Genomic DNA, 26,637 nt, shown 5'->3' on the forward strand with positions numbered 1-26,637 from the left:
GAGGAGTTTGCATGAGCAAGGTAATCGTCGAATCGCTGGTCTATCACCTGTCCGGCAAAACCTACGAAAGCCGTCTGGTCTATGAGCCAGGAGCGCTGGGCAAGCCTGGCCTGGTGATGGCGCCGAACTGGATGGGTATCAGTGAAGGTGCCGAGCGCATCGCCAAGGAAGTAGCCGAGCAGGGCTATGTGGTGCTGATCGCCGACCTGTATGGGCAATCGCTGCGCCCGTCCAATGCCGACGAGGCTGGCGCTGCGATGATGCCGCTGAAAAATGACCGCGGTGAACTGCGCAAGCGCATGCAGGAAGCCCTGGCGCAGTTGCTGGGCCAGTCCAGGGCGCTGCTGGAGCCCGGCAAGGTGGGCGCGTTTGGCTTCTGCTTTGGTGGTTGCTGTGCGCTGGAGCTGGCCCGCAGCGGCGCTGATCTGCGCGCCACGGTGTCGTTCCACGGCACGCTGGATACGCCGAACGCCGAAGACGCCAAGCGTATCCAGGGCTCGGTGTTGGTGTTGCATGGTGCGTCCGATCCGCTGGTGCCTAAAGAGCAGTTGCCCGCCTTCGAAGCCGAAATGGACGCCGCCAGGGTTGATTGGCAGCTTCTGAGCTACGGCGGCGCGGTGCACTCGTTCACCGACCCGAACGCCAACGTGCCGGGCAAGATGCAGTATGACCGCCGCACCTCCGAGCGCGCGTTCCGCGCCATGCACAACCTGCTCAAGGAAGTGTTCCAGCGCTGAACCGCCGCGAGCGCTCGCGGGTCTATTCAGTTCTGGATCCCCAAGGAACTGACCATGATCGCCCGAGCGCTCGCTTGCCTGTTGTTGAGCAGTTGCCTGCACCCGGCCGCCCAGGCCCGAGACTACCGTTACAGCGACGCCCATCTGCACTATGTGGATTTCTTCCAGGAAACCGAAGGCATGCCGGCGCTGCTCAAGGCCATGGATGCCGCAGGCGTTGAGCAGTCGATGATCTCCGGCGTTTCGGTGGCCAAGAAGTGGCACGAGGATGAGCCCAAGCGCCCGCGTTACTACGCAGGCGACGATGCCGATGCCTACTGGTACAGCGCCACCGACGTTTACGTAGCTGCTGCCCTGCAAAAGCTCACCCCAGCGCAGCGCAGCCGCTTTCACCCGTTTCTCACCGGTTTCAACCCGGTGGACAAGAACGCTGCCAGCCATATCGAGCGCATGCTCGAACTCTACCCAGGCTTGTGGCAGGGCATCGGCGAGGTGTTCACCCGCCATGATGACCTGACCGCCCTGACCAGCGGCGATACGCCGCGGGCCAACAACGAGGCCATGACGCGCATCTACCACCTGGCCGCCGAGCACGACCTGCCGGTGTTGCTGCACTCCAATATCACCTCCAAGCGCGAGCGCAACCCGCTGTACCTGGCGGAGATCGAAGAGCCGTTGCGCAACCACCCGCACACCCGGTTCATCTGGGCCCATGCGGGCAGCAGCATGGAAATCCACCGCCACCAGACACAGATGGATTTCCTCCTGCCGGTGTTGAGCAGGCTGCTGGCGGATTACCCGAACCTGTATGTAGACCTGTCCTGGAGCGTGCTAAGGCCGTATCTGCTGGATGAGCACGGTGTGCCGCGCAAGGCCTGGGTTGAACTGGTCGAGCGCTTCCCGGAGCGCTTCATGCTGGGCTCTGACGTGGTTGGTCGCTTTGACAGCATTGGCGAGCAAATGCACGGTTTCAAGCCGTTCCTCGATGCATTGCCGCAGGAGGTGGCCCGCAAGGTGGCGCGGGATAATTTCCTGGCGGTGTTGCCAAAAGCGGCGAAGCCTGGGAACTAGGGTTTTGATATCGCGTTTTCGTCTTACGCAAATTCTGGATGGCCCGATACCTTCTATTAGCGGTGGATGATCGTTTTTGGGAGGGAACCCGAATGAACCTGAGACGCTTGAACATTGCCCCGCGCGCAGGCCTTGGTTTTGGCATCATGGCGCTGTTGGTGGTGGCCCTGGGCAGCCTTGCCCTGAAGCAGATGACCGACATGCGCCAGCAGGCCGAGCAGGTCGATGACAACTGGCTGCCCAGTATCATCTCGGTCGCCAGTATGACCCAGGACATGCTGCGCATCCGCGCCCTGACCCTGCGCCTGCTGGTCAACACCGATGCCACTGCCCAGCAGCAGAACAGCGCCCGTATCGATGAAATCAAAGGCCGGCTGACCAGGGCTCAGGCCCATTACGATGAATTGATCGTGCTGCCTGAAGAGCGCGAGCTGTTCGCCCGCTATCAGGCCCTGGAGAAGCAGTACATGGCCTTGCAGGCGCAAGTCGTGCAGTTGGCCACCCAGGGCCGTATAGACGCTGCTGCGACCATGGTCAACGGTGAAATGAACCACATCGCCGACCAGGTGACCGCCACCCTCAATGAACTGATCGCACTTAACAACCAGCATGCCGGGCTTGCCACGGCCATGGCCGAGGCGGTCTACAGTGGTGCGCGGGTATGGGTGTTGGGGCTGCTGGTGGCCGCGTTGACCCTTACCGTGGTGCTGGCGCTAGCCCTGACGCGCAGCATCGTGCGCCCGCTCGGGCAGTCGCTGCAGGTGGCCGAAACGGTCGCCACGGGCGATCTGACGCCGCAGATCAACGTGCAGGGCGAGGACGAGCCTGCCCGCTTGCTGGCTGCGCTCAAACGCATGCAAACCAGCCTGCGCGAGACCATCGCGCGGATTTCAGACTCCGCCGGCCAACTGGCCTCTGCCTCGGAGGAACTCAGTGCCGTCACCGATGACGCGACCCGTGGTTTGCAGCAGCAGAGCATGGAAATCGACCAGGCGGCCACCGCGGTGAACCAGATGAGCGCAGCGGTGGAGGAGGTGGCCCGTAACGCCGTAGCGACCTCCGAGGCGTCGCGCGAGTCGGACCGCATCGCCCGCCAGGGCCGCGAGCAGGTGCAGGCCACTGTCAGCGCCATTGAGGCCCTGGCCAGTGGCGTTGCCGGCAATGCCGAGGAAGTCGGTCAATTGGCGCAACAGGTGCGTGATATCAGCAAGGTGCTGGATGTAATCGGTGCGATTGCCGGGCAGACCAACCTGCTGGCTCTCAACGCTGCCATCGAGGCAGCGCGAGCCGGGGAGGCCGGGCGCGGTTTTGCGGTGGTGGCCGATGAGGTGCGGGCGCTGGCCCACCGTACGCAGACGTCTACCCGCGAGATCGAGCAGATGATCACCGCCATCCAGGGTGGCGCCGAGCGCGCGGTGCTGGGCATGCAGCACAGCGATGCCCAGGCCCGTTCGACCCTGGACGGGGCGCATGCCGCTGGCGCTGCGCTGGAGGCGATTGCCGCAGCCATCGGGCAGATCAACGAACGCAACCTGGTAATCGCCAGCGCTTCGGAGCAGCAGGCCCAGGTGGCGCGGGAGGTGGACCGTAACATCACCACTATCCGCGACCTCGCCCTGCAGTCATCGGCCGGTGCCGAGCAAACCTCGGCGGCCAGTCAGGCGCTGTCGCGGCTGGCGGTTGACCTCAATACCTTGGTGCAACGGTTTTCGGTATAGCGCGGCGGGGCTTGAGGATTCCTCTGGGGGCACCTTTACGTGCAGGCCTGCTTCGGCCTCATCGCAGGCTATCGCCAGCTCCCACAGGGGCTGGGCAAGGCCTCTATATTGCGACTGTGCGCGGTTTCTGTGGGAGATTCTATGGTTTTGTACAAGCCCGCTCGCCACAACTGTCTATCATTTCCCACAGGATTGGGTCCAACCAGCAAGGTTGCGGTTGAACATGGCCTCTGTGGGAGCTGGCGATAGCCTGCGATGAGGCCAACCCAGGCTTGCACAAAACCATAGAACCTCCCAAGAAGTCGTTCAAGGCCACAGCCAAGCATTCCCCGCACCACAAACAAAAACGCCCCGGCAAAAGCCGGGGCATTTCAGGCAAGCGTGTCAGGCGATCACTTGCCGGCCCAGCGCTTGAGCACCAAGGTAGCGTTGGTGCCGCCGAAGCCGAAGCTGTTGCTCATGACGGTATCGAGCTTGGCGTTCTCTTCGGTTTTGGTCAGGACCGGCAGGTCGGCAACTTCCGGGTCCAGCTCGTCGATGTTGGCGGAGCCGGCGATGAAGTTGTTTTCCATCATCAGCAGGCAGTAGATCGCCTCGTGCACGCCAGCAGCGCCCAGCGAGTGGCCCGACAGGCTCTTGGTCGAGCTGATCTTCGGAGCCTTGTCGCCGAACACTGCACGCACACCTTTCATTTCGGCGACATCGCCGACTGGGGTCGAGGTGCCGTGGGTGTTCAGGTAGTCGATCGGGGTGTCGACGGTGGCCAGCGCCTGCTGCATGCAGCGGATGGCGCCTTCGCCGCTCGGGGCGACCATGTCGTAGCCGTCGGACGTCGCGCCGTAGCCGACGATTTCGGCGTAGATCTTGGCGCCACGGGCCAGAGCGTGCTCCAGCTCCTCGACCACCACCATGCCGCCGCCGCCAGCGATGACGAAGCCATCACGGTCAGCGTCGTAGGCGCGCGAGGCCAGCTCAGGGGTTTCGTTGCGCTTGGTCGACAGGGCGCCCATGGCATCGAACAAGAACGACTGGCTCCAGTGCTCTTCTTCACCGCCGCCAGCGAACACGATGTCCTGCTTGCCCCACTGGATCTGCTCCATGGCGGTGCCGATGCAGTGTGCCGAGGTCGCGCAGGCCGACGAGATCGAGTAGTTCAGGCCCTTGATCTTGAACGGTGTGGCCAGGCACGCCGAAACGGTGCTTCCCATGGTGCGGGTTACGCGGTATGGGCCGACACGCTTGACGCCTTTTTCGCGCAGGGTGTCCAGGGCTTCCATCTGGTTCAGCGTGGAAGCGCCACCGGAGCCGGCAACCAGGCCGGTACGCGGGTTCGACACTTGCTCTTCAGTCAGCCCGGAGTCCTTGATCGCGTCCTGCATCGCCAGGTAGGCGTAGGCAGCGGCGTGACCAACGAAGCGATAGACCTTGCGGTCGATCAGTTCTTCGAGGTTCAGGTCGATGGAGCCGGAAACCTGGCTGCGCAGCCCCATTTCCTTGTATTCCGGGTTGAAACGGATACCCGGACGGCTGTTGCGCAGGTTTTCGGTGACAGTACCTTTGTCATTGCCCAGGCACGACACGATGCCCAGACCAGTGATAACGACGCGGCGCATGCGAATAACCCTTAGAAGTTTTCAGTGGAGGTGAACACGCCGACCCGCAGGCCTTCGGCGGTGTAGATCTCGCGGCCGTCGACGCTGACCGAACCATCGGCGATGGCCATGTTCAGCTTGCCCTTCAGGACGCGCTTGATATGAATGTTGTAGGTGACTTTCTTGGCAGTAGGGAGAACCTGGCCAAAGAATTTCACTTCGCCCGAACCCAGGGCACGACCACGGCCTGGCAAGCCCTGCCAGCCGAGGAAGAAGCCTACCAGCTGCCACATGGCATCGAGGCCCAGGCAGCCTGGCATCACCGGGTCACCTTCGAAGTGACAGGCGAAGAACCACAGGTCCGGGTTGATATCCAGCTCGGCGACCAATTCACCTTTGCCGTACTTGCCGCCTTCTTCACTGATATGGGTGATGCGATCGACCATCAGCATGTTCGGCGCGGGCAGTTGCGCATTACCTGGGCCGAACAGCTCACCGCGACTGCAGCGCAGCAGGTCTTCCCGAGTAAAGGCGTGTTGTTTGGTCATGCGAGCTCCTCAATAACCCCCTGTGGCAGGGGACGAATCTTCCCGGCCGGCCCGAATGCTTGGCATCCGAGGCGGCAGCCTACAGGTAGACTATTGCGTTGTGGTGAAAGTCACAGCGCACCTGGCAAATGAGTACAGGTGTGCACTGAAATGCATTTTCAGGGCCTGCGTCGGTCCTGTCCAGTCTTTAAGACTGCCGCACTTTAGCATTTATCGCCAGTCGCAGCTTCCTGACCGGGCAACCAGCGGCGCAGGGTGAGCTGCAAGTCAGTGCGTTTGAACGGTTTGCTCAGGTAATCGTTCATTCCTGCAGCCAGGCAACGCTCGCGATCGCCCTCCAGTACATTGGCGGTCAGGGCGATGATCGGCAGCCCTTCGCCCTGTGGCAACTGGCGGATACGCCGGGTGGCCTCATAGCCATCGACCAGTGGCAGGCGGCAGTCCATCAGCACCGCATCGAACGGCTGCTGGCTGATCAGCTCGACCGCCTCTGCGGCGTCGGTGGCCAGCCCCACGTCAAAGCCAAGGCTGCGCAGCATGGCCTCCATCACGCTTTGATTGACCAGGTTATCCTCCACCAGCAGTATCCGCCCGCCGTGTTTGCCCGTGGTCATGGGGCTGGCTGCGCCTGACAGGCGCGGCGCCGGGCTGCTGGACAGCGCCAGCGGCATTTCCAAGGTAAAGGTCGAGCCAATGCCCACGCGGCTCGTGCCCTTTAGCTGGCCGCCCATGCGCTCGGCCAGGGTGCGCGCGATCGACAGGCCAAGGCCGGTGCCACCATAGCGCCGCGAAATCGAACTGTCGGCCTGCTGAAAGGCCACGAACATGGTTTCCAGGCGAGCGCTGTCAATGCCGATGCCGGTATCGCGCACTGCGCAACTGAACCACAACACCTGGCGCTCGAGCAGTTGCCAGCGCGCCTGCACGGTAACTTCGCCTTGTTCGGTGAACTTCAGCGCATTGCCCACCAGGTTGAGCAGTATTTGCCGGATGCGCGTCGGGTCGCCGACCACCCGCGTGGGCGCTGCATCCTCGGGCAGTTGCAGGCGCAGTTGCAGGCCGCGCTGCTGGGCGGTGTGCTGGAACGACTGCACGCAACTGCTGATCAGCTGGGCCAGGTTGAAGTCGATGTGCTCAAGCTCAAGGGTGGTGCGCTCGATGCGCGAGAAATCGAGAATGTCGTTGATCACCTTGAGCAAATGGCCGGTGGATTCGCTGGCCACGGCGGTGTACTCGGCCTGCTCGCCGGTCAATCGGGTGGTTTCCAGCAGTTGCAGCATGCCCAGCACGCCATTCATGGGGGTGCGCAGCTCATGGCTCATCATCGCCAGGAAGTCGGATTTGGCCCGGTTGGCCTGCTCGGCCTCTTCGCGGGCCTGAATCAGCTGGCCCATGGCCTGCTGCTGCTCGTGGGCTGCGAGGTTCAGGGCGCTGGCCAGGTTGTTGATGTGCCGCGCCAGATGGCCCAGCTCGGTGTCGTCAACCTCAGGTAGCGGCGCGTTGAAGTCGCCTTGCTGGATGGCCTTTACGGCATGGCCCATATCGCTGATGGGCCGCGACAGGCTCATGGCCAGGCGCCGCGCCAGCAGGAAAGTGAACACCAGGGCGAAGAGGGCGAGAATGCCGGCCTTGATCACGATTTCCTGCTGACGCTCGCTGAAGGCATCGTCGGACATGCCGACGATTACCCGCCCCAAGTAGTCATCGCCCAGGCTCGGTAGTTGCGGCTTACCCTGCAGAAAATCGGCGTCAAGGCGGATCTGCTGCAAGCGGATCGGCGCCTGGAACACCTCGACGCGCTGCGCCCGGTTGGCGCTTTCATCGGCTTGCTCGACATACACCAGAATATGGTTGCGGCTGTCCTGCACCTCCAGAAAGCGCACGTGGGGGATGCTCAACGTAGCGCGCATGAGGCTGTCGAGCACCTCGTTGTTGCCCGAGATCACCCCGTACTCCGAGGCCGGCGCCAGCTGGTTGGCAATCAGTTGCCCGGTATGGTTCAGCTCCTGGCGCAAATCCTGGATGCGCACGAAGGTGAAGAAACCGATCAGCAACAGCGTCAGCAGCAGCGCCGGGCCAAGGCTGATGATCTGCGTGCGGGTATGGATGTCCCAGCTCAGGCGTTTGCTCATGGGGTGGGTTCTCCTGCGGCAATGACCGCAGCGGCGGCCTCGGCAGCGATGGCTTCAAGGCCCAGGGCGCGGGCAACCTGCTGGTTGCCGCTGACACCGAAGCGTGCGGGGTAGAGGCTGCGCGGCCAGTGTGCCGGCGGCTGGTCGAGCAACTCGTCGAGCACCGCCAGCCAGTCGTCCTGGTCGCTATAGGTGCTGGCCAGGGCGCCGGCGCGGACAAACCCTGCGTTCGGACCGATCAGCGCCATTTGCCGGCCGTAGCTGCTCAGCAGTACGTTCTTGGCGGATTTGGAGTTGTACAGTTCAGGGTCGTCGAGGCCCAGCAGCACGTCACTGTTGGCCAGCAGTTGCTGCAACGGGCGGCTGTCGCGCAGGTCGTGCCAGCTCTGGGCGACGATTTCCAGGCCCATCGGGCGTGCGGCCTGGCGCAGTTCATCGAGCAGGAAGGCGCTGTGCTCGCCGTACAGCACACCGATGCGGCGCGCCTGTGGCAGCAGGTAGCGGGCCAAACGCAATTGCCGGGCCAGTGGCGGGTCGCTCCACAGCAAGCTGAGATAGGCCGGGCGCGACGAGCCCAAACGCCGCTCGGCCTGGACCCGGCTGACGCGCAGGGCCAGGGCAGGTGGGCCGGCGCTCTCGCTCAGGCGCCATTCCAGGGCCGGGGTGTCCAGCAGCACCAGGCGCGTGCCGGCCTTCAACTGCCCCGGTTTAGGCATTTGCTCCACCGCGCGAAACTGCACCTGGTCGTCGGCGCGGCGCTGTTGCAGGGCGCTGACGAAGCTGCGGATACCAGGCTGGTCGTCGGCGCCCACCAGCAGCACTTCGCTGGCAGACAACGAGCCCAGGGGCAGCAGGCACAGCAGCAATAAACGCAGCAGTATCAGCATCAGAATTCCAGCTCCGCGCTGACGCTCAGGCGTTGGCGGCTGTCGTAGCGGTTCTGCGCCACCGTGGTTGGCTCGTCATCCAGGCGCTGCTGCCATAGCGCTGCCAGCTCAAGGTTGCTGCCTTGTACCTTGAAGCGTTTGGCCAGGCGCAGGTCGATGCGCTCGTAGCGGTAAGCGTTGAGCGCGTCGTCGCCGTAATAGAAGAGCGCGCTCGACCAGCCTTGGCCCCATTCACGCATCCAGCCTGCCGAGCCGCTGTTGCGCGCGGTCAGGCGGCTGTCGGCGGGGTTACTGGCCCAGGCATCGACATAAGCGTAGGTCAGGCGCAGGCGGTCGCGGCGGCTCAGTTGCCAGTCGAACTGCGCCTCGCTGCCACTGAAGCGAGCCTTGTTGGCGTTGCTGGCAATGAACTGGTTGTTCTTCAACGGTTCGCTGATCATCCCGGTGATCTCGTCGTAGAACAACTTGATATCCATGCTCAAGTCGAGGTCGCTGAAATAGCCGTTGTAGCCCAGCTCGCGCGAGCGCATGCGCTCCTGGTCGAGGTTGCCCGGGCCGCGGGTCTTGACGAAGAACTGGCCGTTTTGCACACCGGGCTGGCGCGGCGTGAGGTTTTTGACCGTGTAGCTCCAGTTCACATTGTTCTCGAACATGTCCGGCGAACGGATCGCCTCGGAATACACCGCGCGCAGGCCGTGGCGCGGTGTGATCAGGTAGTTCACTGCAACCCGAGGGGTGAGCGAGTTGCCCGACAGTTGCGAGCGCTCGTGCATTGCGCCGCCCTGGACGATCCAGTGTTCGTCCAGGCGCCATTCAAGCTGGCCGAACAGGCGCCAGGTCTGGTCGTCGATGCTGCCATTGAAGTAGGTCTGCGAATCGGCCTTGTCGTAGCGGTAGTTCATGCCGCTGACCATGCGCAAGCTGTCGGTCAGGTTGAGGGTGTCCTGGATTTCAAGGTCGTAGCGGGTTTCCCGGGTGCTCTGGTCGACGTCACCGCACACCGGGCTGCTGCCGCCTGCCGCCCAGCTTGCCTGAACCTGCTGGCCCAGGGCATTGAGTACCGGGTCGGCGCTGGCCGGCACGCTGCCGGTCCACAGGTTGCGGGCAACGGTTTCGGCGTAGGCGGGGCTGAGCTGCCACAGCCGGGTGAGGTCTGGGTTGAAGGCGATGGCCGCGTCGCACGCCCTCCACACCTGCTGGCGGTCGAAGTGCTGGGCCGAGCCTTGCACGTACAGGCTGTGATCCGGGTTGAGATCGATGCTCCAGCGCATGGAGCCTGCGTAGTCCTTGGCATCGACGTCGGCATCGTTGCCCAGGCTGTAGGCGCCGAATATTGGCTGGTAGGTATACGGGCGCTGGTTGCTGCCTTCCTTGGCCGCCAGTTGCCAGTCCAGGGTCTGGTCGTGGCTCAGGTAATGGCTGGCGCTGAGGTTGATGCGGTTCAGGCGGCGGCTGTCGCGGTAGTCATGGCCGACGGCGTCTTTGTCAAAGCCGTCGTCCTGCTGGCCCGACACCGACAGGCGCAGGTCGCCGTCAGCCCAGCCCAGGCCGTGGCTGGCATAGTAGTCGTTGATGCCGTCTGCACCGCGGGTCAGCTTGAGCCGCGTGCCGTGGCTGTCGGCGGGGTTGCGGGTGAGAATGTTGACCACCGCCATCAGCGCGTTGGCGCCATAGCTGACGGTGTTGGGGCCGCGGAATACCTCGATACGCTCGATGTCCTCGAGCGCCACCGGAATATCGCTCCAGTCAACCGTTGCAAGGCCTGCGCGATACACCGAGCGGCCGTCGATCAATACCTGCATGCGCCGGGCGTCGTTGACGTTGCTGCCATGGTAATTGACCGTTGGCTGGTTGCCGGCGCCGTAGCCGACCATCATGCCCGGCACCAGGCGCAGCACTTCGGGGATGTCGCGCGCGCCGCTGGCGCGGATCAGCTCGCGGTCGAGCACGGTCATGCTGCCCGGTACTGCGGCTGGGGATTGTTTCAGGCGTGTGGCGGTCAGAACCTGCGGCAGGTCCTGGTTGTCGATAAACAGGTCGTCGGCCATGGCAGGCCCGCCGAGCAGGGCTGTAAGCAGCAGCAGGCGAGGGTAGGGGGGCGTGCCTGGGAACACGGTACGACCTTGTTTCAAAATTGAGCCGGCATGTTACCCGAGCAGCCAAGTTGCAGGCTATAAGCGGCCAAGGCGTTGCCGGTGTTGTTGCTTTTCTTGTCTCTGGTAGCTTGAGGCTCGCGGCTTGCCCCTATAATGCCCCGGTCGCCACTTTTTATGGGTAAACGGACTGGATATGACTGAACAGCAACCTGTTGCAGTTCTGGGTGGAGGTAGCTTCGGCACCGCCGTGGCGAACCTGCTGGCCGAAAACGGCCACCCCGTGCGGCAGTGGATGCGTGACCCGGCCCAGGCCGAGGCAATGCGCAACAACCGCGAGAACCCGCGCTATCTCAAAGGTATTCGCCTGCATGATGGGGTAACGCCGGTCAACGACCTGCTGGCCACGTTGCAGGGGAGTGACCTGGTGTTTGTCGCCTTGCCATCGAGCGCGCTGCGCAGCGTGCTGGCGCCGCATGCCGAGCTGCTGGGCGGCAAGTGCCTGGTGAGCCTGACCAAGGGCATCGAGGCGCAGAGCTTCAAGCTGATGAGCCAGATCGTCGAAGAAATCGCACCCAAAGCGCGAATCGGCGTGCTGTCTGGCCCCAACCTCGCCCGCGAGATCGCCGAGCACGCCCTGACCGCCACCGTGGTCGCCAGCGAAGACGAGCAACTGTGCCAGCGCGTGCAGGCGGTGCTGCATGGGCGCACGTTCCGCGTCTATGCCAGTGCCGACCGCTTCGGGGTTGAGCTTGGCGGTGCGCTGAAGAACGTCTACGCGATCATTTCCGGCATGGCCGTCGCCCTGGAAATGGGCGAGAACACCAAGAGCATGCTGATCACCCGCGCCTTGGCCGAAATGACCCGCTTTGCGGTAAGCCTTGGCGCCAACCCGATGACTTTCCTCGGCCTCGCCGGTGTGGGCGACCTGATCGTTACCTGTTCGTCGCCCAAAAGCCGCAACTACCAGGTGGGCCACGCCCTGGGCCAGGGTCTCACCCTTGAAGAGGCGGTCAACCGCCTGGGCGAGGTGGCCGAAGGGGTCAACACCCTCAAGGTGCTCAAGGCCAAGGCGCAGGAGGTGGGTGTGTACATGCCGCTGGTCGCCGGGCTGCACGCCATTCTCTTCGAAGGCCGGACCTTGACCCAGGTGATCGAACACCTGATGCGCGCCGAGCCCAAGACCGACGTCGATTTCATTTCTACCAGCGGTTTCAACTGACACGAAGGAGCGACACATGAACGATACGCCGGAAAACGCCCAGCGTGAGTCGATCATCCTGCGGATACTGTGGATGCTCATGTTCCTGGTGATCTGGCAACTGGCCGAGCTGCTGCTGGGCGGGCTGGTGCTGGTGCAACTGGTTTACCGCATTATCTACGGCGCGCCGAGTGCCAGCCTGATGAACTTTGGCGACAGCCTGAGCCAGTATCTGGCACAGATCGGCCGCTTCGGCACCTTCCACACCGAGCAGAAGCCCTGGCCGTTCGCCGACTGGCCGGCGCCGCGTGCTGCCGAGGGCGAAGCCCCGCACACCGTGGCCCCGGCGCCGCACCCGGTGCGTGACGAAGAGCCCAAGCTGTGAAGCTGTGGGTGCTGCGCCACGGCGAGGCGCAGCCACGTGCCAACACCGACGCTGAACGGCGGTTGACCGAGCACGGCCGTGAGCAGGTGCTGTTCAGCGCCGCACGCCTGCTTGGCCAGCCGTTACAGGCAATCATCGCCAGCCCGTATGTTCGCGCCCAGCAGACCGCAGCCTTGGTGCGTGAGGCCCTCGGCTTTACCGAACCGGTGCGCACGGCGCCTTGGCTGACCCCGGAAAGCGACCCGCAGCAGGTCATTACCGAGCTTGAGCGGCTGGGCCTGGAGCAGGTGCTGCTGGTCAGCCATCAGCCTCTGGTGGGGGTGCTGGTCAGCCTGCTGGAGCACGGCCACCGCCAGCAGCCGGCACCCATGAGCACCGCAAGCCTTGCGCAACTCGACGGTGAATGGCCGTTGGCGGGGTTGATGACACTTCAGGGCCTTCACCACTGCGGTTGAGCTTGGCAACTGATACTTTTGCCAGTTGTGGCGCTGTTCATGCCCTTGCTAGCGTTATTGCCAGGAAGCAATAACGCGATGCTTGGAGAAGTGGCATGAGCAACCGATGGATGGACCTTGTGTGTTCGGTTGATCTGCAGCCCACGCTTGAGAAAGTGCAGGATGACCGCGTACTGGGTTTCGCCGAATACAGCCTGTTGCGCGATTCGGCGGATGCCAAGATGTATCAGTTGATGGCCTCGGTGCGCAGGCAGCTAGGCACCGAACAGGGCGTTCAGTTCGACGGCGAAGACGAGCTGATGCGCCTGCAAGACGCGTGTGTGGGTATGGCGCATCTGCTGCAGACCAGCTGCCTGGCGCTGCGCCGGCTCAAGCTCCAGCAACAGGAGCAACGCCTGGCGCGCGAGGCGCTGGAGCACCAGATGGCCTATGTGCAGGCTTGCCTGCGCCGCTCACTGGACAGTTTCACGTCCCCTGGGATGACCTGAACGCCCTCTGCGATGACCTTTCCGGACGTTGCCGCCAGTGCCTGGCTTGTCGACAATGGGGCAACCTTTCCCCGTGCAGAGCAGGCGGCCATGTCGCAGCAGATATTCTTCGCCCACGCCAACGGCTTTCCGTCTGCCACCTACGGCAAGCTGTTCGCCGCGCTGGCGCCTACCTATGCGGTGCAGCACCTGGGTCAGCACGGCCATGACCCGCGCTTTCCGGTGAACGACAACTGGCAGAACCTCGTGGACGAGCTGCTGCACCACCTGGAGCAGCAGGATGCCCCGGTATGGGGGGTTGGCCACTCCTTGGGCGGCGTGCTGCACCTGCACGCCGCGCTGCGCTGCCCGCAGTATTACCGCGGCGTGGTGATGCTCGACTCGCCGGTGCTGACCCGCGCCGATCAGTGGCTGATCCAGGCGGCCAAGCGCTGGGGTTTTATCGACCGCATCACGCCTGCCGGGCGCACCCTGGGCCGGCGCGAGGCATTTGCCGACCTGGACAGCGCCCGGCGCTATTTCGCCGGCAAAGCGTTGTTCCGCCACTTCGACCCAGAATGCCTCGAAGCCTATCTGCAGCATGGCCTGGAACAGGCCGACGGCGGTCTGCGCCTGCGCTTTGACCCGGCCACCGAAATCAGCATCTACCGCAATATCCCCCACGCCAGCCCGCTGCCCCCGCGCCAGTTGCAGGTACCACTGGCGATGGTGCGTGGCGCCCAAAGCCGGGTGATCCGCCGCCACCACGCCCTAGGCGTGCGCGGCATGGCGCGTGGCGAGTACCACAGCCTGCCGGGTGGGCACATGTTCCCGCTGGAGCGCCCGCTGGACACCGCCAGCCTGCTCATGAACCTGTTCGAACGTTGGAGCCAGGCATGAGCCAGCCGGTTGAAGAAGTGCGTCTGTCGCTGGGCCATATCGAGCTGGCCGCGCACCTGTTCGGCCCGCACGAAGGCCTGCCGGTGATTGCCTTGCACGGCTGGCTGGACAACGCCAACAGCTTCGCGCGCCTGGCACCGCAGTTAAAAGGCCTGCGTATCGTCGCCCTGGACCTGGCCGGGCATGGCTATTCCGAACATCGCCCGCCGGGCGCCAGCTACGCCCTGGCGGACTATGCCCATGATGTGCTGCGGGTTGCCGAACAGCTCGGCTGGCAGCGTTTTGCCCTGCTTGGCCATTCCCTCGGGGCGGTTATCAGCGTCCAGCTGGCAGGCGCCTTGCCCGAACGGGTCAGCCACCTGGCATTGATCGACGGCGTGCTGCCGCCGACTGCCGCCGAGCAAGACCCGGCCGAGCGCCTGGGCATGGCGCTACGCGCGCAGTTGCGCCTGGAGGGCAAACGCAAGAGTGTCTACGCCACCCAGGCACAAGGGGTTGAAGCACGCATGAAAGGCATGGTGGCCGTCAGCCGCGAGGCCGCGCAGTTGTTGGCCCAGCGCGGGCTGATGCCGGTGCCTGGCGGTTACAGTTGGCGCAGTGACAGCCGTCTGACGCTGCCGTCGCCACAACGCCTGAGCCAGGCCCAGGCCATGGCCTTCGTAAAACGGGTGCAATGCCCGACCTGCCTGGTGGTCGCGGCAGACGGCATGCTGGCGCGCCACACGCAGTTGCTGGAGCAGCTACCCTTCGAGCAGGTGGTGTTGCCAGGTGGTCATCACCTGCACCTGAATGATGAGGGCGGTGCAGCCCTTGTTGCAGACTGTTTCAATCGCTTCTTTGGCTTTCCTTGACTTGCACCGGGCAAGTGTCGAGGCTTGGCGGGTTGAAAGGGAGACAACCATGTACATGCCAGACATTCATGCATCCGCGCAGCGCAGCCACGAGGGCTGCCGATGACTACAACGCCAGTGTTACGTGGCGCCATCGCTGCCTGCCTAGTTCTCGCAAGCCCCTTGCTGTGGGCGGGCACCTTGCCGGTTCCGGTCGACGCCAAGGTGGTCGACCAACGCCCGGCGGTCGAGCAGGAGCGTATTTACCCCATGGGCCCGCTGCGCAAGATCAGCGGCCGCCTGCGGGTCGAAGAAAAAGTCGAAAGCCGCGGCCAGGTCAGTTCGGTCACCTACGAACTGCCGGTAGAGCGCAGCGCCCGCGAAGCGTTCACCAGTGCCCGTGAGGCCCTGCAGCACGACGGCGGCTATCCGCTGTTCTGGTGCCAGGGCCGCGACTGCGGCGAGGCCAGCATCTGGGCCAACGATGTGTTTGCCAACGCCCGGCTCAATGGCGGCGACGAACAGCAGGCATTTATTCTGCTGCGCCGTTCCGCCGAGCAGGCCGACACGCTGGTGGCCTTGTACAGCGTCACCCGTGGCAACCGCCGCGCCTACCTGCACGTCGAAGAGTTCGTCGCCGCAAGCCCGCTGGGCGACATTCTGCCCACCGCCGCCACGGTGCTGCGCGAGCTGCGCGATACCGGCAAGCTCGACTACCCTGACCTGGCACGGCCGCAGCCCGCCTGGGCCACGTTGCTGGCGCGCAGCCTGAACCTGGACAGTACCTTGCGCGCCAGCCTCAGCGGCGAAGGCGCCGAGGCCTGGCGTGAGCAACTGGTCAAGGCCGGTGTGCGCAGCAGCAGGCTGGAGGTCGGCAACGCGCCGACCGAAGGCTTGCACCTGGAACTGATCCGTTAAGTGAGCGCCGCCATGGTCAACAATGATCGCCTGCTGGTCCAGATCCTGCTGCTGGTGCTGCTTGGCGCCGCGTTATGGGTGATGGCGCCGTTCATCTCGGCGCTGCTGTGGGGGGCAATCCTGGCGTTTGCCAGTTGGCCGTTGATGCGCCTGCTGACCCGCGTGCTGCGCGGGCGCGAAACCCTCGCGGCGAGCCTGTTGACCTGCGCCTGGATCCTGATCGTGGCGCTGCCGCTGGTGTGGCTGGGGTTCAACCTGGCCGACCATGTGCGCGATGCCACCGCCTTTGTGCGCGACATCCAGGTCGAAGGCCTGCCGGATGCACCGGCCTGGGTCAGCGGCATTCCGTTCATTGGTGAGCGGCTGGTCAGTTGGTGGCAGTCGCTCGATCAGCAGGGCGCCGCGTTGCTGGCCTCGGCCAAGCCGTATTTCGGCCAGGTCGGCAACTGGCTGCTGGCGCGCAGCGCGCAGATTGGCAGCGGTGTGCTGGAACTGACTCTGAGCTTGGTGTTCGTGTTCTTCTTCTACCGTGACGGCCCGCGGCTGGCTGCCTTCGTGCGGCGTTTGCTGCAACGGCTGGTGGGCGAGCGCGCCGAGTACTACGTCGAGCTGGTGGCCGGCACCGTGCAGCGCGTGGTCAACGGGGTGATCGGCACTGCGGCGGCGCAGGGCGTGCTGGCGCTGATCGGTTTTCTGATTGCCGGCGTGCCGGGGGCCATCGTGCTGGGGCTGGTGACGTTCATGCTCAGCCTGATCCCCATGGGCCCGCCGCTGGCCTGGATCCCGGCCACCGCGTGGCTGGTGTGGAAGGGCGACTACGGCATGGCGGTGTTTCTGGGCGTGTGGGGCACCTTCATCATCAGCGGCGTGGACAACGTGCTCAAACCCTACCTGATCAGCCGCGGCGGCAACTTGCCGCTGGTCATCGTGCTGCTTGGGGTGTTTGGCGGGTTGCTGGCGTTTGGGTTCATCGGGCTGTTCATCGGGCCGACCCTGTTGGCGGTGGGGTACAGCCTGCTGCTGGATTGGAGCCGCAACTCCGGGGCGGATGTGGTGCAGCGCTAACCACATAAACCCCAAGCGGCGCAGTCATTGTGTAGGAGCGGCCTTGTGTCGCGAAGCTGGCCCTGTGATATCAGGGGGGCGCAAATGCTGGGGGGCGCTGCGCGCCCCTTTCGCGACACGAGGCCGCTCCTACATTGACCGCGGGCGATCCGGTAGCGGCATGGCGCGGTCCGTGGGGCGGGCTCATCCGCGAAGCGCCGCTAGCTCCCCCCTAACAACACCCCCTGCAAAACTTTACGATTCCTTTATTGGCAACCGCCGCCCCATATCTCGCCCCTTTACGCCCACCCCTCCGACAATCTCCCCATCAGCGCCCTCCAACCCGCGCGCCAAGGGAGATCCCCCATGTACATCCTCGACACCCTGTCACTGCTGCTGGCAGTGGCCCTGGCGGTTTACCTGCTAACGGCGCTACTGCGCGCCGACCGCAGCTAAGGAGCCACCATGCACAGCTACGACTACCTCCTGCTGCTGGCATTCTTCGCCCTGGTGCTGCTTCCAGCCCCCTGGCTCGGCCGCTTTTACTACAACGTCATGGAAGGCCAGAGCACCTGGCTGTCGCCGCTGCTTAGGCCCATCGAACGGGGTTGCTACCGCCTGGCCGGCGTCAAACCGGCGCAGGAACACAACTGGAAGCAGTACACCTTTGCTCTGTTGGCCTTCAACTTGGCCGGCGGTGCGCTGCTGTTCGCCGTCCTGCTGCTGCAAGGCAGCCTGCCGCTGAACCCGCAACACCTGCCGGGCCAGGAATGGTCGTTAGCGCTCAACACTGCGGTCAGCTTCATGACCAACACCAACTGGCAGGCCTATAGCGGCGAAGCTTCGCTCAGCTACCTGAGCCAGATGCTCGGCCTTACCGTGCAGAACTTCGTCAGCGCCGCCACCGGCCTTGCCGTACTGGTCGCCCTGTGTCGCGGTATTGCCCGCCGCTCCACCACGCAACTGGGTAACTTCTGGGTCGACCTGACCCGCGCCACCCTCTACGGGCTGCTACCGCTGTGCCTGGTGTTGGCGCTGCTACTGGTGTGGCAAGGCGTGCCGCAAACCTTCGCCGACTACGCCAACGCCATCACCCTGCAAGGCGCCGAGCAAACCATCCCGCTCGGCCCTGCGGCTAGCCAGATTGCCATCAAGCAACTGGGTACCAATGGCGGCGGTTTCTTCGGCGTCAACTCGGCGCACCCGTTCGAAAACCCCACGGCATGGAGCAACCTGTTCGAGGTGGCGTCGATCATTCTGATCCCGGTGGCACTGGTGTTCACCTTCGGCCACTACGTCAAGGACCTGCGCCAGAGCCGCGCGATCCTGGCCTGCATGCTGGCGTTGTTCCTGATCGGCGGCGCTACCGCGCTGTGGACCGAACAGCAGCCCAACCCTGCGCTGGACAACCCACAGGTACAGCTCGGCGCACCGCTGGAAGGCAAGGAAAGCCGCTTCGGCACCACCGGCTCGGTGCTGTGGACGGTGACCACCACCGCCGCCTCCAATGGTTCGGTGAACGCCATGCATGACAGCCTCAATCCGCTGACCGGCATGGTCGCGATGGTCAACATGATGGTCGGCGAAGTGATCTTCGGCGGCGTCGGCGCAGGCCTCTACGGCATGCTGCTGTTCGTGCTGATTGCGGTGTTCCTGGCGGGGCTGATGATCGGGCGCACCCCGGAATACCTGGGCAAGAAGCTGCAGGCCCGCGAGGTGCAGTTGCTGGTGGCGACGCTGCTGGTGATGCCGGTCGGGGTACTGGTGCTCGGCGCCATCGCTGCCAGCCTGCCAGGCCCCGCTGCTGCGGTCAGCAACCCCGGCCCGCATGGCTTCAGCCAGCTGCTGTATGCCTATACCTCAGGCACCGCCAACAACGGCTCGGCCTTCGCAGGCTTTGGCGCCAACACAGTGTTCCACAACCTGATGATCGCCCTGGCCATGTTGATCGGCCGCTTCGGCTACATCCTGCCGGTGCTGGCGCTGGCCGGCAGCCTTGCGGCAAAAAACAGCGCGCCCCAAGGGCTGAACAGCTTTCCCACCCACGGCCCGCTGTTCACCAGCCTGCTGCTGATGACCATCTTGCTGGCGGGCGGCCTGACCTTCCTGCCGACCTTGGCCCTGGGGCCTATTGCCGAACACCTGAGCCTGGGTTTCTGAGGAGTTGACCATGAACATGCCCATTCCTGATGTGCAAGCCGCAACCGGCGCCAAGGACCAGACCCGCTTGGCCAACCTGTGGCGCCCGGCGCTGCTGCAGGCGCTGCTCAAGCTCGACCCGCGCCAGCTCAGGCGCTCGCCGGTGATGCTGGTGGTGGCCCTGACCGCTGCGCTGACCACGCTGCTGTGCCTGGACCCGAACAGTGGCGTAAGCACTGGCGTCGCTGTGCAAATCGCCGTGTGGTTGTGGTTCACCGTGCTGTTTGCCAACTTCGCAGAGGCGCTGGCGGAGGGCCGTGGCAAGGCTCGGGCCGACAGCCTCAAGGCCGGCAGCCAGGGCCTGCAGGCCCTGCGCCGCAAGGCCGATGGCAGTTTCGAAACGGTGGCTGCCAGCCAGTTGCGCAAGGACGATGTGGTGCGGGTGGTGGCAGGCGAGATGATCCCGGCAGACGGCGAGGTGCTCGAAGGCATCGCAGCGGTCAACGAGGCCGCCATTACCGGCGAATCCGCGCCGGTTATCCGCGAATCCGGCGGCGACCGTTCGGCGGTCACCGGCAATACCCGGCTGGTCTCGGACCAGTTGTTGATTCGCGTCACCAGCAACCCCGGTGAGTCGACCCTGGACCGCATGATCGCGCTGGTCGAAGGCGCCAAGCGGCAGAAGACCCCCAACGAAATTGCCCTGGATATCCTGCTGATCGGCCTGACCCTGATCTTCCTGGTCGTGGTGGTGACGCTGCAGCCGTTCGCCCACTTTGCCGGCGGCAGCCTGCCGCTGATCTTCCTGGCAGCGTTGCTGGTCACGTTGATCCCCACCACCATCGGCGGCCTGCTCTCGGCCATCGGCATTGCTGGCATGGACCGCCTGGTACGGCTTAATGTGATAGCCCGTTCTGGCCGGGCGGTGGAGGCGGCGGGTGACGTACACACGCTGCTGCTCGACAAGACCGGCACCATCACGTTCGGCAACCGCCGTTGCAGCGCGCTGCACGCCGCACCCGGTATCACCGCCAAGGAGCTGGGGGAGGGCGCGTTGCTCGCCTCGCTGGCCGATGACACTGCCGAGGGTAAATCCATCGTCGAGTTTCTGCGCCAGTTGCACGACTTTGTCGAGCCGGCCGCCGGGCAGTACGACGCCATTGCCTTCAGCGCCGAAACGCGCCTGTCGGGCATCGATCTGCAACAGCGCCGCTATCGCAAAGGTGCGGTGGATGCGGTGCTGGCTTTCGTCGGCCTGCAGCGCCTGGAAATGCCCCTGCCGCTGGCCCGAGAAGTGGAGCGCATCGCACAAAGCGGCGGCACGCCGTTGCTGGTCTGTGTCGACAAGCGCCTGCTCGGTGTGATCCACCTCAAGGATGTGGTCAAACCGGGTATTCGCGAGCGTTTTGCCGAGCTGCGCAAGCTGGGCATTCGCACTGTGATGGTCACCGGCGACAACCCGCTGACGGCGGCTGCCATTGCCGCCGAGGCTGGCGTGGATGACGTGCTGGCCGAGGCCACGCCTGAGAAAAAACTGGCGCGCATCCGCCAGGAGCAGAACGACGGCCGGCTGGTGGCGATGTGCGGCGACGGCGCCAACGATGCCCCGGCCCTGGCCCAGGCTGACGTCGGCATGGCCATGAACGATGGCACCCAGGCCGCCCGCGAGGCCGCCAACATGGTCGACCTGGACAGCGACCCGACCAAGTTGCTCGACGTGGTGCAGGTGGGCAAGGAACTGCTGGTGACACGCGGCGCGCTGACCACCTTTTCCATCGCCAACGACGTGGCCAAGTACTTCGCCATTCTGCCGGCGCTGTTCGCGGCCATCTACCCGCAATTGGGCGTGCTCAACCTGATGCACCTGGCCAGCCCGCAAAGCGCGATCCTGTCGGCCATCGTGTTCAACGCACTGATCATCATCGTGCTGATTCCGCTGGCCCTGCGCGGGGTACGCGTGCAAGCCGCAAGCGCCGCCCAACTGCTACGGCGCAACCTGCTGATCTACGGCCTTGGCGGCATTCTGGTGCCGTTTGCCGGGATCAAGCTGATCGACGTCGTGCTCAATGCCCTGCACCTGGTCTGAAGGAGAACCATCATGACTGCTTACCTACGCCCGGCCCTGAGCCTGGTGATGCTGATGACCCTGGTCACCGGCGCGCTGTACCCGCTGGCGGTGACGGGCATCGCCCAACTGGCCTTCCCCGAGCAGGCCAACGGCAGCCTGGTGCGCGACGGCCAAGGCCAGGTGCGTGGCTCGGCGTTGATTGCACAGGGTTTCAGCGGCGATGGCTGGTTCCACCCGCGGCCCTCGGCCGGCGCGTACGCCACGGTCGCCAGCGGCGCGAGCAACCTGGGGCCGGGTAACCCGGCGCTGGCCGAGCGGGTCAGCGCCGATGCGGCAACGCTGTACCAAGCCAGCCTTGGCCCAGTGCCCCAGGCGCTGCTGACCACCTCCGCCAGCGGCCTGGACCCGCATCTGCCACCTGCGGCCATCGCCTACCAGCTGCCGCGGGTGGCGGCTGCGCGCCAGGTGCCTGAAGCGCGCTTGCAAGCGCTGGTGGATGAGGCCACCCTGCAGCCATTGGTCGGCCCAGCGGTGGTCAATGTGCTGGTGCTGAACCAGGCGTTGCAGCGCCTGGCGCCGCTGCCAGGCAACTAAGCGCCCCAGCACGTGCCCCGCGATGGCCCATACCCGACACAAGGACCCGACATGAGTAACCCCACCCGCGCCGATGCCCTGCTGGCCGGCCTGCCGCGTGCAGGCCGTGGCAGGTTGAAGGTGTTTCTCGGCGCAGCGCCTGGGGTCGGCAAGACCTTCGCCATGCTCCAGGCCGCCCACGCGCAGCTGCGTCAGGGCGTGCACATATTAGTGGGCATTGTCGAAACCCATGGCCGCGCCGAAACCGAAGCCCTGCTTGGCGGCCTGCCCCAGCAACCGTTGCTGCGCAGCCAATACCGTGGCGTGCAACTTGAAGAAATGGACCTCGATGGCCTGCTCAAGGCCGCGCCTGCGTTGGTGCTGGTCGATGAGCTGGCGCACAGCAACGCCCCCGGCAGCCGCCACGCCAAGCGTTGGCAGGATGTGCAGGAGTTGCTGGCCGCAGGCATCGACGTGTACACCACGGTCAACGTGCAGCACCTGGAGAGCCTCAACGACAAGGTCCGCGACATCACCGGTGTGCAAGTGCGTGAAACCCTGCCGGACTGGGTGCTGCAGGAGGCCTTCGAGCTGGTATTGATCGACCTGCCGCCACGCGAGCTGCTTGAGCGCCTGCGCGAGGGCAAGGTGTATGTGCCCGAGCAGGCCCGGGCGGCTATCGATGCCTATTTCTCCCAGACCAACCTCACCGCCTTGCGTGAGCTGGCCATGCACACCGCCGCCGCCCAGGTGGACGCCGACCTTGCCAGTGGCTACCGCCAGCGCGGCGAGGAGGCCCCGGCCCTGCGTGGCCGGCTGCTGGTGGGGATCGACGGCGACGATCAGGCCGAGCGTCTTGTGCGCCATGCCAGCCGCGTTGCCCAGCGCCGCCACTTGCCATGGAGTGTGGTGCATGTGGACAACGGCCGTCTGCGTGACGAAAGCGCCCGCCATCGCCTGCAAGCGGCTCAGCAGTTGGCCGAGCGCCTGGGCGGTGAGGTGGTGTTGCTGCGTGCCGGTGAAGTGGCACGCACGCTCATCCAGCATGCCGGCGAGCGTCGCGCCAGCCTGGTGCTGGTTGGCCAGTCCCGCGACCTGCTGCGTCGGCGCCTGTTGGGGGCAGGGGTGGCGGCGCGCTTGCTGCGCGAAAGCCATGGCCTGGAAATCAACGTGCTCGACCGCGATGCCCTGCCGCAACCTGCGCGTACTGCGGTCAGGCGCGTGTGGGTGTGGCGGCATTACCTGTTGGCGCTGATGGCAACGCTGCTGGCGGCAGGGCTGGCCTGGGCGGTTGCCAGCGTGCTGGCGCTGCCGAACATCTCCCTGGTGTTCCTGGCAGCGGTATTGCTGGTGGCGGTGCGCAGCAGCCTGGGCCCGGCGCTGGCGTGTGCAGCACTGTCGTTTCTGGCCTACGACTTTCTGTTCGTCCCGCCCAACTTCTCGCTGAGTATCCAGCGCGAAGAAGACGTGCTGACCCTGGTGTTCTTCCTGTTGATGGCCGCGCTCACCGGCAACCTTGCTGCGCGCCAGCGCCGCCAGTTACAGGCGCTGCGCGAGACCCAGGCACAGACCAGCCAACTGCTCGACCTGTCGCGCCGCCTGACCGTGGCCGCTGATCGCCAGGCGGTGTTCAACGCTGCCGGCCAGCACCTGGACGGCTGGCAGGATGTCCAGGTGTGCCTGCTCGAACGCAGCGCCGATGGCTCGCTGCAGGTTGCCAGCGGCGCTGCCCCGGCGTTTACCGACAACGAACGCGCTGCTGCACAATGGGCCTGGCAGCATGGTCAGGGCGCAGGCTTTGGCAGTGACACCTTGCCCCATGGCCGCTGGTGGTGGTGGCCGTTGGCAGTGGATGAGCAGCCGCTGGCGTTGCTAGGCGTGCGCCCACGCGATGGCGCGCCGTTGGCCGCCCCCCGGCGGCGCTTGCTGATGGCGCTGGCGCAACCCTTGGCTCAGGCGTTGGCCAGGGCACGCTTGGCCGAGCAACTTGAAGCGGCGCGCCTGCATGGCGAGACCGAGCAGCTGCGCAGCGCCTTGCTGGCTTCGGTATCCCACGACTTGCGCACGCCATTGACGGCCATGCGCGGCAGCATCGACAGCCTGCTGGCATTGGGCGACGCCATTGCGGCCGATGACCGCCGCGAGCTGCTTGAGGGCACCCGTAACGAAGCCGAGCGGCTGGACCGCTATATCCAGAACCTGCTGGACATGACCCGCCTTGGCCATGGCAGCCTCAAGCTTGCCCGTGACTGGGTGGCACCGGCCGATATCGTGGGCAGCGCACTGCAACGCCTGCGCGCCGTGCTGGCGCCGCTGCAGGTGCACACCGAGGTGCCCGCCGAGTTGCCGCTGCTGTATGTGCATGCCGCGCTGATCGAGCAAGCCTTGGTCAACGTGCTGGAGAACGCCGCACGCTTTTCGCCGGTGAACGGGCGTTTGCTCATGCAGGTGTCAGTGCACAACGACCAGTTGCATCTGGCCGTCAGCGACCAAGGCCCTGGCATCCCTGCCGAGGACCGCGAGAGAATCTTCGACATGTTCTACACCGCGGCCCGTGGCGACAGGGGCGGGCAGGGCACGGGCCTTGGCCTGGCGATCTGCCAGGGCATGATCGGCGCCCATGGCGGGCGCATTCTGGTGGGCGAGGGCATCGATGGCCAGGGCACTTGCATCACACTATGCTTGCCGCTGCCTACTCAACCAGACGCCGAAAGTGAAATGCCATGAGCCAAGCTGCGACCCTGTTGGTGATCGACGACGAACCGCAGATCCGCAAGTTTCTGCGCATCAGCCTGGTGTCCCAAGGCTACAAGGTGCTCGAAGCCGCCACTGGCGCCGAAGGCCTGGCCCAGGCCGCGCTGGGCAAGCCGGACCTGGTGGTGCTCGACCTTGGCCTGCCGGACATGGACGGCCAGCAGGTACTGCGCGAGCTGCGCGAGTGGAGCGCGGTGCCGGTGATGGTGCTGTCGGTGCGGGCCAGCGAGGTGCAGAAGGTCGACGCGCTGGATGGCGGTGCCAACGATTACGTGACCAAGCCGTTCGGCATTCAGGAGTTCCTCGCCCGCGTTCGCGCCCTGCTGCGCCAGGTGCCACAGGCTGGCAATACCCCGGCTGCGGCCAGCTTCGGCCCGCTGCGGGTGGACTTTGCCTACCGCCGGGTGCTGCTCGACGGGGAGGAGGTGGGGCTGACACGCAAGGAATATGCGCTGCTGGCGCAATTGGCCGCGCACCCGGGGCGGGTGATCACCCAGCAGCAGTTGCTCAAGGACATCTGGGGCCCGACCCATGTCGATGACACCCATTACCTGCGCATTGTGGTGGGGCACTTGCGGCAGAAACTTGGCGATGACCCCACTGCGCCTCGGTTCATCATCACCGAGGCGGGGGTGGGGTATCGGCTGGTGGCGCCGGGCGGGTAGGAAGCTCCTGGGGCAGTAGGAGCGGCCTTGTGTCGCGAACGGGCTGCGCAGCAGCCCCGAAAATTTTGCATGAGCCCGAGATCCCGGGGCTGCTGCGCAGCCCTTTCGCGACACAAGGCCGCTCCTACAGAGGCCGTGCTCAGCACAGCCTGGCTACCTGCCAATGGCAGGCTATTTCAGAGCCCCAACTCCAAGGCCAACAGCGCCTGCACACTCTGGCGACGGCGAATCATGCGCAGTGCGCCTTGCTCGATCAGAAACTCCGGCAGCAGCGGCCGGCTGTTGTAGTTCGACGACATCGACGCGCCGTAGGCCCCGGCGTCATGAATTACCAACAGGTCGCCGACTTTGGCCTGGGGCAGTTGCTGCGGGGTCAGTTCCTGATCGTCCTGGGTAAACACATCGCCCGACTCGCACAGCGGCCCTGCAACCACGGTGGCTTGCAGCGCACCGTCCAGCGGCTGGCCGTTGGCGTCGCACAGGCTCATGCGGTGGTAGGCGCCGTACATGGCCGGGCGCATCAGGTCATTGAAACCCGCATCGACCAGAATGTAATTGCGCTCGCCCATTTGCTTGACCGCACGGACCTCGGCCACCAGGTAACCGCACTCGGCCACCACATACCGGCCCGGCTCGATCTCCATGCGTACGGCATGGCCGAGCATCGCTTCGACCTCGGCCCTTGCCACCGCCCAGGTGCGGGCATAGCGCGCCAGGTCTACCGGCTGGTCGCCCTCGCGGTATGGCGTGGACAGCCCGCCGCCGATGGAAAATGCCTCGATATCCATGCCCAGCTTGCCGATCAGCCCGACCATGGCGCTGGCCACCGCTTCCAGGTGCTGGTAATCGACCCCGGAGCCTATGTGCATGTGCACGCCCACCAAATGCAGACCGTACTGTTCGATGCAGGCCAGCGCCTCGGGCAGCTGTTGGTGCCAGATGCCGTGCTTGCTGTTTTCACCGCCGGTGTTGGTCTTGCGGCTGTGGCCATGGCCGAAGCCTGGGTTGATGCGCAGCCACACCCGATGCCCCGGTGAGTGCTCGCCCAACTGGCGGAGCATGTCGATGGAACCCGCGTTAACCTCGATGCCAGTCTCTACCGCACGCGCCAAAGTGGGTTGATCGAGCACGTCGCAGGTCAGCACCACGCCGGCCGGCTCGCCGCCAACCTCGGCACCGGCGGCGAAGGCCCGCTCCATTTCACCCAGCGACACCGCATCGAGCTTCAGGCCGCGCTCGCGAATCAGGCGCAGCACGTGCAGGTTCGGGTTGGCTTTCTGCGCGAAACGCACCGTGTCGAAGTGCTGCAGCAACTGGTCGATGCGCTGGTTGATGATGTGGCTGTCGTAGGCCCAGAGGGGCGAGCCGTGCTGGCGAATAGCGGTGGCCAGGAGAGGGAAGTTCATCGGGGTGGTCCTTTGATGGAATGCTTCAAGCTTGATTGAAATGGACAATTCAGA

Annotated in this window: 23 protein-coding genes and 1 pseudogene; 18 read left to right on the forward strand and 6 right to left on the reverse strand. The window is 64.9% G+C overall.

The annotated features are described in order from the left end of the window. Positions 1-11 precede the first annotated feature (11 nt). The 4 genes and pseudogenes from HU719_RS05145 (at position 12) to HU719_RS23825 (ending at position 3,526) form a co-directional block, all read left to right on the forward strand. Complete coding sequence (locus HU719_RS05145) at positions 12-737, forward strand: dienelactone hydrolase family protein (protein WP_186534781.1); 726 nt, start codon at positions 12-14, stop codon at positions 735-737. 54 nt (positions 738-791) lie between these two features. Then, positions 792-1,808 (forward strand): amidohydrolase family protein, encoded by a 1,017-nt coding sequence (locus tag HU719_RS05150; protein ID WP_186534782.1) that lies wholly within the window; start codon positions 792-794, stop codon positions 1,806-1,808. 92 nt (positions 1,809-1,900) lie between these two features. Further along, positions 1,901-2,671: pseudogene (locus HU719_RS23820) on the forward strand (MCP four helix bundle domain-containing protein); the annotation flags it as partial. A gap of 114 nt (positions 2,672-2,785) precedes the next feature. Further along, complete coding sequence (locus tag HU719_RS23825; RefSeq protein ID WP_422631685.1) at positions 2,786-3,526, forward strand: methyl-accepting chemotaxis protein; 741 nt, start codon at positions 2,786-2,788, stop codon at positions 3,524-3,526. A 392-nt stretch (positions 3,527-3,918) separates the two neighbouring features. Here HU719_RS23825 and fabB read toward each other — a convergent pair whose 3' ends face one another. From fabB to HU719_RS05180, 5 genes are all read right to left on the reverse strand, one after another. Then, positions 3,919-5,139, reverse strand: a complete 1,221-nt coding sequence (gene fabB, locus HU719_RS05160; protein ID WP_186534784.1) for a beta-ketoacyl-ACP synthase I — start codon at positions 5,137-5,139, stop codon at positions 3,919-3,921. A gap of 11 nt (positions 5,140-5,150) precedes the next feature. Further along, entirely contained in the window at positions 5,151-5,666 is a 516-nt protein-coding gene (gene fabA / locus HU719_RS05165; RefSeq protein WP_186518163.1) for a 3-hydroxyacyl-[acyl-carrier-protein] dehydratase FabA, read from the reverse strand. Between the two features lie 203 nt (positions 5,667-5,869). Next, positions 5,870-7,798 (reverse strand): response regulator, encoded by a 1,929-nt coding sequence (locus tag HU719_RS05170; protein WP_186534785.1) that lies wholly within the window; start codon positions 7,796-7,798, stop codon positions 5,870-5,872. After that, positions 7,795-8,685 (reverse strand): ABC transporter substrate-binding protein, encoded by an 891-nt coding sequence (locus HU719_RS05175; RefSeq protein ID WP_186534786.1) that lies wholly within the window; start codon positions 8,683-8,685, stop codon positions 7,795-7,797. The genes HU719_RS05170 and HU719_RS05175 overlap by 4 nt, the downstream gene beginning before the upstream one ends. After that, positions 8,685-10,799, reverse strand: coding sequence for a TonB-dependent receptor plug domain-containing protein (locus tag HU719_RS05180; protein ID WP_186534815.1), 2,115 nt, complete (start codon positions 10,797-10,799; stop codon positions 8,685-8,687). The genes HU719_RS05175 and HU719_RS05180 overlap by 1 nt, the downstream gene beginning before the upstream one ends. Positions 10,800-10,974: 175 nt before the next feature. On the opposite strand from HU719_RS05180, the gene HU719_RS05185 reads away from it, so the two are divergent. The 14 genes from HU719_RS05185 (at position 10,975) to HU719_RS05250 (ending at position 25,177) form a co-directional block, all read left to right on the forward strand. Then, positions 10,975-12,000 (forward strand): NAD(P)H-dependent glycerol-3-phosphate dehydrogenase, encoded by a 1,026-nt coding sequence (locus HU719_RS05185; protein ID WP_186518169.1) that lies wholly within the window; start codon positions 10,975-10,977, stop codon positions 11,998-12,000. Between the two features lie 16 nt (positions 12,001-12,016). Next, positions 12,017-12,364: a DUF4389 domain-containing protein gene (locus HU719_RS05190; RefSeq protein WP_186518171.1), complete on the forward strand. Its 348-nt coding sequence runs from the start codon at positions 12,017-12,019 to the stop codon at positions 12,362-12,364. Beyond that, positions 12,361-12,819, forward strand: a complete 459-nt coding sequence (gene sixA, locus HU719_RS05195) for a phosphohistidine phosphatase SixA (protein WP_186534787.1) — start codon at positions 12,361-12,363, stop codon at positions 12,817-12,819. The genes HU719_RS05190 and sixA overlap by 4 nt, the downstream gene beginning before the upstream one ends. Positions 12,820-12,914: 95 nt before the next feature. Beyond that, positions 12,915-13,307, forward strand: coding sequence for a hypothetical protein (locus HU719_RS05200; RefSeq protein ID WP_186518175.1), 393 nt, complete (start codon positions 12,915-12,917; stop codon positions 13,305-13,307). Between the two features lie 90 nt (positions 13,308-13,397). Next, entirely contained in the window at positions 13,398-14,186 is a 789-nt protein-coding gene (locus tag HU719_RS05205) for an alpha/beta fold hydrolase (protein WP_186518177.1), read from the forward strand. Continuing rightward, the gene (locus HU719_RS05210; RefSeq protein WP_186534788.1) at positions 14,183-15,037 is read left to right on the forward strand and encodes an alpha/beta fold hydrolase; all 855 of its coding nucleotides are present in this window, start codon (positions 14,183-14,185) and stop codon (positions 15,035-15,037) included. The genes HU719_RS05205 and HU719_RS05210 overlap by 4 nt, the downstream gene beginning before the upstream one ends. 102 nt (positions 15,038-15,139) lie before the next feature. After that, positions 15,140-15,934 (forward strand): DUF4892 domain-containing protein, encoded by a 795-nt coding sequence (locus HU719_RS05215; protein WP_186534789.1) that lies wholly within the window; start codon positions 15,140-15,142, stop codon positions 15,932-15,934. A gap of 12 nt (positions 15,935-15,946) precedes the next feature. Next, positions 15,947-16,999, forward strand: coding sequence for an AI-2E family transporter (locus HU719_RS05220; protein WP_186534790.1), 1,053 nt, complete (start codon positions 15,947-15,949; stop codon positions 16,997-16,999). Between the two features lie 345 nt (positions 17,000-17,344). Then, positions 17,345-17,434, forward strand: coding sequence for a K(+)-transporting ATPase subunit F (gene kdpF / locus HU719_RS05225; RefSeq protein WP_186518185.1), 90 nt, complete (start codon positions 17,345-17,347; stop codon positions 17,432-17,434). Positions 17,435-17,443: 9 nt separating this feature from the next. Next, positions 17,444-19,138 carry a potassium-transporting ATPase subunit KdpA gene (gene kdpA / locus HU719_RS05230; RefSeq protein ID WP_186534791.1) on the forward strand — a complete coding sequence of 565 codons (1,695 nt, stop codon included), beginning with the start codon at positions 17,444-17,446 and terminating at the stop codon, positions 19,136-19,138. Positions 19,139-19,148: 10 nt separating this feature from the next. Continuing rightward, complete coding sequence (gene kdpB / locus HU719_RS05235; protein ID WP_186534792.1) at positions 19,149-21,203, forward strand: potassium-transporting ATPase subunit KdpB; 2,055 nt, start codon at positions 19,149-19,151, stop codon at positions 21,201-21,203. Positions 21,204-21,215: 12 nt separating this feature from the next. Continuing rightward, entirely contained in the window at positions 21,216-21,779 is a 564-nt protein-coding gene (kdpC, locus tag HU719_RS05240; protein WP_186534793.1) for a potassium-transporting ATPase subunit KdpC, read from the forward strand. A gap of 51 nt (positions 21,780-21,830) precedes the next feature. Next, positions 21,831-24,485, forward strand: a complete 2,655-nt coding sequence (locus HU719_RS05245; protein WP_186534794.1) for a DUF4118 domain-containing protein — start codon at positions 21,831-21,833, stop codon at positions 24,483-24,485. Further along, positions 24,482-25,177, forward strand: coding sequence for a response regulator (locus HU719_RS05250; RefSeq protein WP_186518196.1), 696 nt, complete (start codon positions 24,482-24,484; stop codon positions 25,175-25,177). The genes HU719_RS05245 and HU719_RS05250 overlap by 4 nt, the downstream gene beginning before the upstream one ends. A gap of 176 nt (positions 25,178-25,353) precedes the next feature. Here HU719_RS05250 and lysA read toward each other — a convergent pair whose 3' ends face one another. Further along, entirely contained in the window at positions 25,354-26,583 is a 1,230-nt protein-coding gene (gene lysA, locus HU719_RS05255; protein ID WP_217843694.1) for a diaminopimelate decarboxylase, read from the reverse strand. Positions 26,584-26,637 lie beyond the last annotated feature (54 nt).

Source organism: Pseudomonas farsensis (genome assembly GCF_014268805.2).
Lineage (GTDB): Bacteria > Pseudomonadota > Gammaproteobacteria > Pseudomonadales > Pseudomonadaceae > Aquipseudomonas > Aquipseudomonas farsensis.